Genomic DNA, 12,384 nt, shown 5'->3' with positions numbered 1-12,384 from the left:
TTAAACTTTTATCTTATAACAAGGGGTGTAAACGCTGCCAGGTAATTTCATACGACCTTGGGCAACAAAGCTTTTTAGTAGTTTATCAACACGTTGCATTAAATCTTTTTCACCTGTTAACAAGAAAGGCCCGTGTTCTGCAATGGATTTAATACCTTCATCTTTAACATTTCCACCTACAATTCCTGAAAACACTCGTCGTAGATTTGACGCTAACTGTTCAGGAGGCTGATCTCTATGTAGTACTAAATTTTTCATGTTTTCATGATTGGGAATAAAAGGTGTCTGAAATTCTTTATCAATTTTCAATGTCCAGTTAAATGAATAAGCATCACCAATCGCTTTACGATATTCTTTTACACGGTGCATTGATTTTTTAATTAGTTGTGCCACCAATGGAGCATCATCAATAATGATTTGATAATGCTGTTGAGCTTCAGGGCCTAATGTATTAGCAATAAAATCATCAATTGCGTGGAAGTAATCTGCACTACTGGCTGACCCTGTTAAGATAATTGGCAATGGTTGGCGTTTGTTTTCAGGGTGCATCATGATCCCTAAAATATATAATAGCTCCTCAGCAGTCCCCGGGCCTCCAGGGAAAATAACAATACTGTGGGTACAGCGAACAAAAGCCTCTAAGCGTTTTTCTATGTCAGGCAAAATAACCAGTTCATTGACGATAGGATTTGGTGGCTCTGCTGCAATAATGCCTGGTTCGGTAAAACCAATATAACGTCCTTTAGCGACACGCTGTTTTGCATGGCCAACGGCAGCTCCTTTCATCGGACCCTCCATTGCCCCTGGACCACAGCCTGTACAAATATTTAATTCTCTTAATCCTAATTGGCTACCAACTTCTCTTGTATAAGCAAATTCGGTATCACTAATCGAATGACCTCCCCAACAAACTACTATATTGGGATCGACTCCTGCTCTTAATATATTAGCGTTACGTAAAATAGAAAAGACTAAACTGGTAATTTGTTCACTATCAAAATTTTCAGGGTTAAGTGGTTGTAGTTGTGTGTTTACATATAATAAATCACGTAAAACAGAGAATAGATGCTCTTGCATCCCTTTGATTAACTCGCCATCAATATAAGCATCTTCAGGTGGGTTTAATAGTTCTAAAATAACGCCTCGTTCCTGATGTAATACGTTAATTTCAAAGTCTTTATATTTTTCTAGGAGTTGTTTACTGCTATCGGTGTGACTGCCTGAATTTAAAACGGCTAAAGAGCAATTTCTAAATAGTTGAGCAACTTCGCAAGAGGCACTGTATTTAAGTTGGTTTACTTCTAATTGAGAGAGTAGTGCCATACTACCAACGGGACTGATATGTGAAATCATAGCTTCTCCTTTTATGCTTATATTAAGAGTAACTTAGTTAGCTAAAGATGCTATTAAAAGGCATGATTCTATTGCTAAATAATTGAATTTTTTTACTTTTAATAATAACTGTCTAGCTTTAGCGTGTTAATTCAGGCCATTCAATATGAGTATCTGGATGGCTAGATTTTAATTTTACAATGCCTTTATCTATACCCGCTTGACCTAATAACCAAAGATCTCCATCAAAAAATGCTGGTTGGATCCTTTCAATCGCGTATAACTCCAACCAACTACTTTCATCTACTTTTTCTCGTAATTGACAAGCTCCAAATAATGCAAGACTGGTTAAAATATGCATCCGATCTGGTGCAATAGCGCGAGACACATTATTTAAGAATGGGAACGCGACAACACCACTTGATACTTGCGCATCTAAAGAGTGAGTTTCTGCAAAAGATTTAAAGAATTCAATAATATGCAGTGAGAGTTTTTCAGCATCACCGTGTAGAGTCTGTTCAGAAATAAACAATAGTTGGTTATCTCGTATTTGTGCCACTTGTGTCTTTTGATTAAAGAACTTCTCGATGGCAATGCCTAACTCAAACTCAATTTCTTCTGCTCTTGTTAACCCTTTTAACTCATTTAAATTATTTAAAAAGGGCACATGGACTAATGAATAGAAGAGTGGGGTTCCTTGATAATCTAATTCATTATTCTGTAATTGAGCTTGATATAATTGTAATTTAGTTCGAGGGTGGAGCTGCATTTTTTTACGTAAGACTGTTTCATGCTCAATAAGCTTTTTGTTACGAATTAATACTAAGAAAATAACCACAAGTGATATTAAAAACAGAGCAATAATGCCGTAAGCAATATTTTTGAAGCGATTATTTTTTAATAATAATTGGTTATTTTGCGTTTCTAATTGTATCTGTTGTTGTGTTTGCTCAATCAGTTGAAATTGTTCATTAATCTTTAATTGTTGCAGTGTAAATAGTCTCTCTTTGATTTTATTTTGTAATGCATGGAAGTTTTTAAAATATAGGTTTGCTTGTTGATGATCTCCTGATAATTCATAACTCAATGCTAGCATTTCAAAAGCTTTTACACGTAAGTCAGGAAATTGGTCTCCTGCAAGTAATAAAACATCTTCTAATTGCAAAATAGCTAATCCAGTATCTTTGTTATGGATATTTAATTCTGCCAGTAATAGTGTGCTTTCCGTTTGTTGTTCAAGCTTATTTAAGATTTTAAAGTGTTGGCGTGCATTTTGTAGGTATCTTTGGGCAAAGCGTGAATTTTTTTCTATATCGTATGGAATGGCTGCATAGGTACGGCCTAACTCTAAATAAGTATCAGCAAGTAATGTTTTATGTTTCTTTTCTACCAGATCAAGAGCTGTAAATAAGTAGATGAGTGATTGATTAAACTCTTTGTTTTGACGTTTTAAAATAGCGAATTTTAATAAGCTCTCTGCTTGCTGAACATAATTTTCAGTTGTTAATAAAAGCTCTACGCGTTGACTCGCGAAATAAATTGCACGTGTATAACGATGTTTTTCTTGATAAAGGGTCGATAAACTTTCTTTGGCTAAACTACTTAATTTAATAAGATGTAGTTTATCTGCAATAGAGTTAGCCGTATGAAAATGTGAAACGGCTAATTGGTGCTGATTGATTTGGTCATAATAATGCCCATAAAAATAAGCTAACCATGCAACTAATTCAGTATTTTCTGTGTTTTTTAGTTTTTTTCTTGCTTTGGTTAATGCTTCATTTGCTAATTGATATTGATGAGTTTCTAGCGCTAGCTTCGCAATGGAAAAGTTCAGAATGGTTTCTAAATCCGGTGAGCTTGTATTCTCTTTTTTTTCTACTTCTGCTAATGAACTAGTTAACATGCTGAGTAATGTTTCATTGCTCAATTGTGGTCGTTCTGACTCAGGAATCTCAGTGGCAATTAAATTAAGTGTTCTAATTTCATCAGAGGTGACACTTGGATTTTTTAAAAGGGGCATTAATAACGCTAAACTTTTTTTATAATCTTCTACTCCGTTATAACAAGAGGCAAGTAATTGTGTTGAAGCATTATTAGGTCTTTTCTTTAATTTAGCGGGGAGCTTGTCTGAATTTAATATAGTCTTCTTTGGGGTATCAATATTTTCTATATGTATTAAGAATTTTGTTACTGTTTTGATACAACTTAATGGCTCAAGTTGACGCATTTTATAGCTTTCTTGTAATTGAGAAGGCAGTGCTGCATTAATTAATTCAATTGCCCATACTGATTGGGTAAATGAAAGTAATAAACTTGCTAAAAATACGCGGAAGAAAAAATTCATTAATACTAAAACCTCATTAACATTTAAAAACGATCAGCATTTTCTTTTTCATGCCTAAAATAGCATATTACTGTCGTAATAAACGCATATTATTAATACTTGGAGAGGGTGTTGTACTACGTAGAGGATTGATATCTAAGCCTCCTCGACGAGTGTATCTTGCATAAACAGTTAATGAGGTTAATGAGCCATATTTCATTAAATCACAGAAGATACGTTCAACACATTGCTCATGAAATTCATTATGTTGACGGAAAGAGATTAGGTATCGAAGTAATTTTTCACGATCTAATTGTCCACCGGTGTAACTAATTTCAACGCTTGCCCAGTCTGGCTGGCTAGTAATTAAGCAGTTTGATTTTAGCAGGTGTGAATATAATGTTTCTGTGACTGTCTCTGCTGAACTAATATTTTCCAATAATGATGGACTAAGTTGGTATTCAGAGACTTCGATATCTAAAGTGTCTAAATTAATGCCCGAGAATGTACCTAATGTATCATTAATATTATCTAAGGTTGCATTAAGTGTCACTTCAACGGGTTTATTTGCACAGGCTGAGAGATCTGCCATTAATGTATTCTGAACCGTTTCTACGGAATCAAATCGACTTTGATTAAAGCTGTTTAAATACAATTTAAACGATTTTGATTCAATAAGGAACTCGCTATCAAAAGGTACTTTTACCAAGCCTGTTGCCACCATTGGTTTGCCTTTTTTATTTAGCCAAGAAAGCTCATAAATATTCCATAAATCATCACCATAAAAAGGTAATGATTCGGCTGCTAAAGCTAACTCATTGCGATTTAAACTACGAGGAACACCCTGTAATAAAGTATTGTCATAGTGGCATTTATATTCAGTTACTTTGCCTAAAGACAAATTCTTTAATGCATCGTCTTGTGTATATAAATTTGAGTTTGACATAATATTTCTCACTTAAAAGGGGGGATTTGCCAGAAAGACAAGACAAGGCTGCCCGAATCATTACAATGTGCAGTATTGTAACTAAAAATAAGAATTATTCGAGCCATGAATACAGATACTCAAGTCCAACTATTTGCTTTATATCAACGCCACCATGATTTATGGGAATTAAACCATCAAAGTTTACCAGTACAAGACTTCGATCCTGAATGGGTATCAAGCTGTCAAGTTGGAGATGTTAATGATGGAAAAATAACATGGAAAGCGGTACCAAGGGATAAAAAAGTAAACCTTAATAATATCGAAGAAGCACTTGAAGTGACTTTGCATCCCTCAATTGAGGATCTATTTTGCACTGCATATTGTGATCATATAATGTGTGAATTTGAAGGGCATCCTATCGAATTAATTCAAGTATGGAATGAACAAGATTTTTCAATTTTACAAGAAAACATGATTGCTCATTTTATGATGCAGAAACGCTTGAAAAAGCCTGCTTCAATGTTTATTGCGACTTGCAGTGATGAAATGCAGGTTATTTCAGTAGTGAATGAAACTGGTCAAGTGCAATTAGAAACGCTAGGAAAAAAACAAGAAGCTGTTTTAGCTGAGTCTTTAGCTGAATTCTTAGCAAAATTAACACCTAAAATTGAAGCTTAATCAGCGTTATCTCTTCTAAATAAATATGACCCTACTATTAAATCTCTATTGTGTAATAGAGATTTAATAAAATTTTTGGCATATAAATCTTATTAAATTTAGTTTGTTTTTTCTTTAGGGTATTGAAATCATTACTTTACTTTTTTATTAAGCTTAATTTTTTGTATTTAAGCGCATAAATAAAAATTAAATGAATGGCTGAGAAGATTAAAATTATTTAAACTAACCCTCTATTGTCTTAACTACATCAGTTTTTCCTATGATCCAGAAGTTCTTCTTATCTATACCTATTAGTTTACGGTTTATGGTTATGTCCGCTTTCGCATTCTCTGTAATGACTGCATGCGTGAAGTTGGTAAGCACTCACAATATCCCAGTTTTTGAAATTGTTGCTGCCCGTGCCATTGTCTCTCTTATTATTAGTTACATTGATATTAAACGTAAAAAAATACCTGTGTGGGGTAATAATAAGATATTACTTGTTGCACGAGGAGCTGTCGGTACTTTTGCATTAATTTGTTTATATTATGCCGTTACAACATTGCCATTAGCTGAAGCCACTTTATTACAATATATTTACCCTGTTTTTACCGCTATTTTAGCGTTTTTCTTTTTAAAAGAACGAATTCAGCGTTCAACATTAATATGCATTTTGCTTTGTTTACTTGGTTTATTAGCCATGGTAAAACCAAATCTATCAATGAGTGGAGAAACTGTGCTGCCTTGGTTTAGTGTCTTTATCGCTTTGATTGGCGCTTTAGGTAGTGGTACCGCTTATGTCATTGTAAAACGCTTAAGTAAAGTTGAAGATAGCTCTGTTATTATTTTCTATTTCCCGCTAATAGCATTACCGTTATCACTCATTTTATTAGGTGATAATTTTGTTATGCCTGATACGCAAGCATTAATTTTATTATTATTTGTAGGGATTTTTACTCAAATAGGGCAGGTTGGATTAACCAAAGCGATGCAAACAGAAGTCGCTGCAAAAGTAAGTGCTTTTTCCTATGTACAAGTAGTTTTTTCTGCCATTCTAGGATTGCTTATATTTAATGAAGTACCTTCTATTTGGACCTTGCTTGGTGGATCTCTCATTATATTAGGTGCATTAATTAATGTATTTGGTAGTCGGAAAAAAACAGCGGTTCAATAATTCATAATGACTTTCAATCTAGATAAAGAGTCATATTATATTGACTCTTTATCTTTATTTATTCGCCATGCTTGTTCAATTTTTTGATCTCTTAAGGGTATACGAATAAAACAGTGCTTACCTCACCCTCTTTATATAGTACTATGCCTAATTATTGTTACATTTATGTAGCATATTAAAACAATACTCATTTACTCTATTCAATCAAATTACTAGAAAACTTAATTATATAAATGAAAATACCTAAAAGAATCCAACCTCTTGTTGATGATGGCATCGTTGATAACGTATTACGCCAGTTAATGAGCGGTAAAGAAGCGACTGTTTATGTTGTGCAATGTGGCGATGAAGTTCGTTGCGCTAAAGTTTATAAAGAAGCTAGTAAGCGTAGTTTTAAAAATGCTGTTTTATACAATGAAGGGCGAAAAGTACGTAATGGTCGTAATGCTCGTGCTATGCAAAAAGGCTCTAAATTTGGACGAGAGCAGCAAGAAGAGATTTGGCAGAATACTGAAGTAGATGCATTGTATAAATTTGCTGATGCAGGAATACGGGTTCCGACACCATATGGTTGCTTTGGTGGGGTATTAATCATGGAATTAATTACTGATGCTGAAGGATTTGCTGCTCCTCGATTAAATGACGTGACGATGAGTGAAGAAAAAGCATTACTAGATCATGCAAAAGTAATGGATTATGTCGTTCGTATGCTAAGTGTTGGGGTTATCCATGGCGATCTCTCTGAGTTTAATGTCTTAGTTGATGAAGAGGGCCCTGTTATTATTGATTTACCACAGGCGGTGGATGCTGCTGGTAATAATAATGCCAAAAAAATGCTATTACGTGATGTCAATAATATGACGCAATATTATGCGCAATTTGCTCCTAGTCTCGCTTCTACTCGTTATGGTGATGAGATTTGGGCTATTTTTGAAGCCGGTGAATTATCTCCTAAAACGGTATTAACGGGTAAATTTACTGATTCAGAAGTCAGTGCAGATGTTGATACTGTATTAAATGAAATTAATGCAGCAAGAGAAGAAGAACTAGAACGTCTCGCGAGAATATCAGAAGCGGAATAATTTATAACCTCTTTAATGTAATTGCTATAAGTACTTAAAGAGGTTTTCATCAAACGAATCTCTCTTCGGTTAATATGCTCTCTTTAATGGCGACCCTAAGCAATATTTTAAAATAAATCATCTTCATGCTAGGCTAATAGAATATGTAATCGATATCACTTTATATACGCCCCCTCTTTTTATAGGTAAAACATGATTGTAAAATTTAAGCGCTTATTAAGTTCCTTAATGCCTGCCGATACTCACAACACTGAAATTGATAATACTTTAGCCATCGTTTCTTTACTTTGCGAAGTCTGTGTTGCAGATGAAGATAGTTCTGCAGTGGAAGAAACCATAGTTGTTAAAACATTAGGAAAGTTGATTAATATTGACCAAGAAAAGGCTGCTGAACTTTTAAAAGAAGGGATGCAAGGTGTTAAAGAAAGTAATTCTGTATTTGATTTTACCTCGCAATTAAGTGACTTAGATAGCGAAAGCCGTATTAATTTAATTAAGGCCATGTGGGAAGTTGCTTATGCCGATGGTTATTTAGACCCCATGGAAGAAGCATTGATCCGTAAAGTTGCCACGTTAATTTATGTAAATCATAGTGACTTCATTCGTACAAAACTAATGGTTATGCCAGAATAGTTTTAGGCTTGTTAGCGTGTTTTAAAGATGGACTCTCTCACTTGTCCATCTTTGCAGACATTAATAAAACCCTTTCTATCTTCAGTACGTTAGAGGATTTTTTTTAATAGAAGATCTGTTTGAATATCACCACCCATATCAAAACCATGTGTACTAAATTGCTTAAATCCCATTCTTTCATAGAATGCGATTGCTGGAAAGTTATGCTCCCAAACACCTAGCCAGAGATATTTTTTATGCTGTTGCTTTGCTCGTTCAATTGCAAAATTGATGAGAGTTTTGCCTAAACCTTGAGATAAAAAATCTTTTAATAGGTAAATCTTTTCTACTTCTAAAGCATCTGGATCTAAAATATCTGTTTGTGCATGTGCAATATTTAATTTTAAAAATCCAGCGAGAACCTCGGATTTAGTGGAATTTGTAGTTGAATATATAAAATAAAACTCGCTATTAGCTTCTTGTAATTGTTTGCATAATTTTTCGATGTTTAACGAGGCTTTAAAATATTGTTGTAAGAGTGCTTCACTATTGCTCTCTGCAAATGTTTCACGATAAGTTTTAATTGCTAGCGCTTGAAGCTGAGTGACTTGGTCTAAGGTGCATTTTTTTATGTTGCCATTTAGCATACTAGGAATATTTCCATTACTTTAAATTGAGAATGCAATAATTGTATCGAAATATTCGTTATATTGTATAACGTTATTCTCTTGACGCTTGCTAAGCTTACTTGCATGATAAAATGCTCTCTATGAATTAGGAAACTTGATGAACCTTATTTTTAATGGCCCTGAAGATGGACCCTTATTTGTTTTTGCTCATGGAGCAGGGGCCCCATTAACCTCTAATTTTATGGAGGAAGTGAGTGTGGGGTTGGCAAAGCTGGGTATCAGAGTGGCTCGCTTTAACTTTAATTATATGCAGCAGCGAGTTGATACTGGTAGTCGTCGTCCTCCTGAGCGAGTTCCTCATTTAACAAAGCAGTTTCTAGATGTTATTCAAACATTAAATCAACCTATGGTGATTGGTGGTAAATCCATGGGCGGAAGAGTTGCCACAATGCTTGCTGCTGAACAACCAACAAGCTTACTCGTTAATATCAAAGGGATTGCATGTTTGGGTTATCCATTTCATCCTCAAGGTAAACCAGAAAAATTACGTATAGAGCATTTAATTAATATTAAACAGCCATTAACAATTATTCAGGGAGATCGCGATAAGCTTGGTGATAAAACAGAAGTAGAAGCTTATTCTCTGCCTGCATCAATTAAATGGTTATGGTTAGAAGATGGTGACCATGATTTAAAACCACGTATAAGAAGTGGTTACACTCATGAACAACATATTCAATCTAGTATTCTGTATTTAGCGACTTATATTAAATGTTGTCTTGGGTAATCAGTGTAGAAAAGGCCTAATCGAGTCATGTAGGGAAGCTTATGTTTAACTGCTTTATGAGGTAGACATAAGTGACTCAAAAATAAAGAAAATGACAATTTATAATACTAAAAACTTAATTTTTTACTTTTAGCTCAATAATTTTGCCTAATAATGATTAATTTGTAAAAGAAGTGTGGATGTATCGCGGATTATTTTTTAAAATCATCCTTCGGTCGACACATGCATCGTTATATGTGTACTTTTAACTTATTGTCGCTAAAGCTTTAGATACAGAAGGGATTTACATGTCAATTGATATCAAACCATTAGCGGTTGCACAACGCAACGCTTGCCCAGCAGAATTTAATTTTGGCGAAGTCTTTGCTGATCATATGTTCACACAATCATATGACTCGAGCAGTAAATGGACAAATGCAGAAATTAAACCTTATCAAATGCTGCAATTAGATCCATCTGCATCCGTTTTGCACTACGGACAAGAAATCTTTGAAGGCTTAAAGGCTTACCGTACAGAACAAGGTGAGATTAATTTATTCCGTCCTCGTGAAAACTTTAAGCGTTTTAATCGTTCTGCTGCACGTATGGTTATGCCACAAGTTGATGTTGAATTTCATCTTCATGCATTAATTGAATTATTGAAAATCGATAATAAATGGGTACCTGAAAAAAATGGTACATCGTTATATATCCGTCCAACTATGGTGGCGACTGGTGCTAAATTAGGTCTTGGTGCTAGTGATAAATATCTGCATTTTATTATTACAGGTCCTGCAGGTGCTTACTTTAAAAATGGGTTCTCGCCTGTTTCTGTTTATGTTGCTGACAAATATCGTCGTGCTGTTGTTGGTGGTGTAGGTGAAGCTAAAACTGGTGGTAACTATGCAGCTAGTTTATATATGTCTGAAGATGTGGCTGCAAAAGGTTATTCTCAAGTCTTGTGGTTAGATGCTGTGCATGGCAAGTATATTGAAGAAGTAGGTGCTATGAATATCTGTTTTGTTTATGGTGACCGTATTGTGACACCTAAATTGAGCGGTAGTATTTTACCTGGTATCACACGTGATTCTATCCTACAGCTTGCTCCTACTCTGGGCTACAGTATTTCAGAAGAGCAATTAGATATTGAAGATATTTTGGCTGATATTAAAAGTGGAAAAATAACTGAAGCGTTTGGTTGTGGTACTGCAGCTGTTATTTCTCCTGTTGGAAAGTTATGCTGGAAAGATGAAGATTACTTTATTAACGATAATAAAGCTGGTGAAGTTTCTCGCAACTTATATGATGAACTTACTGGTATACAGTATGGTTTACGTGAAGATAAATTTGGTTGGATTGAAAAAGTTAAGTTCTAATTCATAACCTACTTTCTAATAATGAAGGCGCTTATTAGCGCCTTTTTTATTGCTTATGTAAACCGGTCATTGAGTGGCATATATACCAATCACAATAAATTATTTACCTATTTTGTTGGTTAAAATAGTTCACCTCATCGTGAGTCTACCATTGTTTTTTCTGTACAAAATTTAGATAACATATTTAATGTGATCGGTATGAATAAAATAGAAAACAAAAAGCATGTTTTTAAAAGGAACTGATGATGACCCGTAAATTATTACCTATTTTAATGATGATGGTGGTATTAAGCCCACTTGCTATTGATATTTATTTACCATCAATGCCTGAAATGGCCCTTGAGTTTTCAGTTTCTGATACACAAGTGCAATCAACACTTGTTCTATTTATGTTCGCAATGGGGATTGGGCAAATTCTGATCGGGCCTCTTGCCGATCGTTTTGGACGACGTCCCATCGCACTTTTTGGTGTTTGTTTATATATCGCGAGTAGTCTGTTAGCCGCCTTAGTTGTTGATTTCCAATACTTACAATTTGCTCGAGTTTTACAAGGTATAGCAGCTTGTGCCACTTCTATTGTTGTATTTAGTGCCGTTAGAGATAGCTTTAATTCACAACAAAGCGCACATTATTATAGTTATTTAAATGGTGTTATTTGCGTTATCCCTGCTTTAGCTCCAACGTTAGGTGGGTTACTTGCATTACAATTCGGTTGGCGTTCAACATTTATTTTTATGATGTTATTTGCTGTATTGGTTTTATTTGTTGTTGCTTTTAAGTTACCTGAAACACGTCCTAAGGCTACTCAAGCAAGCGGTCGATTATATAATTGGAAACGCTATCAACCTATCCTAAACAATAGTCACTTTGTTTTCTATGCACTCACTTGTATGCTTGGCATGGCCTCTATATTAACTTATGTATCCTATTCACCGAGTTGGATTATTAAACACTTAGGATTAACTGAGTTAACTTTTAGCTATTTATTTGGTTTTAATGCGGTGATTAATATTATTGCTTGTTTTGTTGCTCCCAAAGTAATTAAAAAACTTGGTAATCACAAAACGGTTAATAGCGCATTATATTTAATGTTATTATCTGCTTTTGTTCAACTTATTATGCAGCAAATTCCTGCCAATACTCCTTTAATAGGAGGGTTCTTTTTTATGCTTCCAATGTTGTTGTTATGTATTGGTTTTGCTTTGTTGTTAGGCCCTGCGACTTCGATGGCACTTAGTGCCTTTGGAGAGCGAGCAGGTACGGCAAGCGCTATATTAGGCTGTATACAAATGAGCGGTGCTGCATTATTAACTGGACTTATACAGCAAACACCCCTGACAGCTCCCTATGCAAGTGCCATTATGATCGGGGGAAGTGCGGTTCTATTATTAATTATTATGTGCTTGCCTCAATATCAACATTGGCATCAAGAACATAATGAAAGTTAACTAAACAATAATATATTAGTATTCTCATCTTTAGACTGACATAATTGTCATTCAAAT

General features: G+C 34.6%; 11 protein-coding genes. 7 read left to right on the top strand and 4 right to left on the bottom strand.

Annotation, left to right across the window (positions count from 1 at the left end; all coding sequences use genetic code 11):
- From ppnN to queF, 3 genes are all read right to left on the bottom strand, one after another.
- Complete coding sequence (gene ppnN, locus E2R68_RS03895) at nt 1-1,353, bottom strand: nucleotide 5'-monophosphate nucleosidase PpnN (RefSeq protein ID WP_134276207.1); 1,353 nt, start codon at nt 1,351-1,353, stop codon at nt 1-3.
- A gap of 118 nt (nt 1,354-1,471) precedes the next feature.
- Nucleotides 1,472-3,676 (bottom strand): GGDEF domain-containing protein, encoded by a 2,205-nt coding sequence (locus E2R68_RS03890; protein ID WP_134276206.1) that lies wholly within the window; start codon nt 3,674-3,676, stop codon nt 1,472-1,474.
- A 67-nt stretch (nt 3,677-3,743) separates the two neighbouring features.
- A complete protein-coding gene (gene queF / locus E2R68_RS03885; protein WP_445177077.1) occupies nt 3,744-4,604 on the bottom strand; it encodes an NADPH-dependent 7-cyano-7-deazaguanine reductase QueF in 861 nt (286 codons plus the stop codon).
- Nucleotides 4,605-4,706: 102 nt separating this feature from the next.
- Between queF and syd the strand changes: the two genes are divergently transcribed.
- From syd to E2R68_RS03865, 4 genes are all read left to right on the top strand, one after another.
- Entirely contained in the window at nt 4,707-5,261 is a 555-nt protein-coding gene (syd, locus tag E2R68_RS03880; RefSeq protein ID WP_134276204.1) for a SecY-interacting protein, read from the top strand.
- Nucleotides 5,262-5,565: 304 nt separating this feature from the next.
- Nucleotides 5,566-6,414 (top strand): DMT family transporter, encoded by an 849-nt coding sequence (locus E2R68_RS03875; RefSeq protein ID WP_445177076.1) that lies wholly within the window; start codon nt 5,566-5,568, stop codon nt 6,412-6,414.
- A gap of 233 nt (nt 6,415-6,647) precedes the next feature.
- Nucleotides 6,648-7,496, top strand: a complete 849-nt coding sequence (locus E2R68_RS03870; protein WP_134276202.1) for a PA4780 family RIO1-like protein kinase — start codon at nt 6,648-6,650, stop codon at nt 7,494-7,496.
- Between the two features lie 192 nt (nt 7,497-7,688).
- Nucleotides 7,689-8,129 (top strand): tellurite resistance TerB family protein, encoded by a 441-nt coding sequence (locus E2R68_RS03865; RefSeq protein ID WP_134276201.1) that lies wholly within the window; start codon nt 7,689-7,691, stop codon nt 8,127-8,129.
- A gap of 89 nt (nt 8,130-8,218) precedes the next feature.
- Here the strand turns inward: E2R68_RS03865 and E2R68_RS03860 are convergent, their stop codons facing one another.
- Nucleotides 8,219-8,755: a GNAT family N-acetyltransferase gene (locus E2R68_RS03860; RefSeq protein ID WP_134276200.1), complete on the bottom strand. Its 537-nt coding sequence runs from the start codon at nt 8,753-8,755 to the stop codon at nt 8,219-8,221.
- Nucleotides 8,756-8,894: 139 nt separating this feature from the next.
- Here E2R68_RS03860 and E2R68_RS03855 point away from each other — a divergent pair, with 139 nt between their 5' ends.
- The 3 genes from E2R68_RS03855 (at nt 8,895) to E2R68_RS03845 (ending at nt 12,327) form a co-directional block, all read left to right on the top strand.
- Complete coding sequence (locus E2R68_RS03855; RefSeq protein ID WP_134276199.1) at nt 8,895-9,524, top strand: alpha/beta family hydrolase; 630 nt, start codon at nt 8,895-8,897, stop codon at nt 9,522-9,524.
- Nucleotides 9,525-9,811: 287 nt separating this feature from the next.
- Nucleotides 9,812-10,879, top strand: coding sequence for a branched-chain amino acid aminotransferase (locus E2R68_RS03850; RefSeq protein WP_134276198.1), 1,068 nt, complete (start codon nt 9,812-9,814; stop codon nt 10,877-10,879).
- A gap of 245 nt (nt 10,880-11,124) precedes the next feature.
- Nucleotides 11,125-12,327 (top strand): multidrug effflux MFS transporter, encoded by a 1,203-nt coding sequence (locus tag E2R68_RS03845; RefSeq protein ID WP_134276197.1) that lies wholly within the window; start codon nt 11,125-11,127, stop codon nt 12,325-12,327.
- Nucleotides 12,328-12,384: the final 57 nt, after the last annotated feature.

The sequence above is a fragment of the Psychromonas algarum genome (assembly GCF_004376845.1).
Lineage (GTDB): Bacteria > Pseudomonadota > Gammaproteobacteria > Enterobacterales > Psychromonadaceae > Psychromonas.
Note: the sequence above shows the minus strand (reverse complement) of the source record. Positions and strands in the feature narration are given on the sequence as shown.

Coding starts and splice junctions, on each gene's coding strand:
- ppnN (WP_134276207.1), bottom strand. CDS start 1,353: ATGATTTCACATATCAGTCCCGTTGGTAGTATGGCACTACTCTCTCAA.
- E2R68_RS03890 (WP_134276206.1), bottom strand. CDS start 3,676: ATGAATTTTTTCTTCCGCGTATTTTTAGCAAGTTTATTACTTTCATTT.
- syd (WP_134276204.1), top strand. CDS start 4,707: ATGAATACAGATACTCAAGTCCAACTATTTGCTTTATATCAACGCCAC.
- E2R68_RS03875 (WP_445177076.1), top strand. CDS start 5,566: ATGGTTATGTCCGCTTTCGCATTCTCTGTAATGACTGCATGCGTGAAG.
- E2R68_RS03870 (WP_134276202.1), top strand. CDS start 6,648: ATGAAAATACCTAAAAGAATCCAACCTCTTGTTGATGATGGCATCGTT.
- E2R68_RS03865 (WP_134276201.1), top strand. CDS start 7,689: ATGATTGTAAAATTTAAGCGCTTATTAAGTTCCTTAATGCCTGCCGAT.
- E2R68_RS03860 (WP_134276200.1), bottom strand. CDS start 8,755: ATGCTAAATGGCAACATAAAAAAATGCACCTTAGACCAAGTCACTCAG.
- E2R68_RS03855 (WP_134276199.1), top strand. CDS start 8,895: ATGAACCTTATTTTTAATGGCCCTGAAGATGGACCCTTATTTGTTTTT.
- E2R68_RS03850 (WP_134276198.1), top strand. CDS start 9,812: ATGTCAATTGATATCAAACCATTAGCGGTTGCACAACGCAACGCTTGC.
- E2R68_RS03845 (WP_134276197.1), top strand. CDS start 11,125: ATGACCCGTAAATTATTACCTATTTTAATGATGATGGTGGTATTAAGC.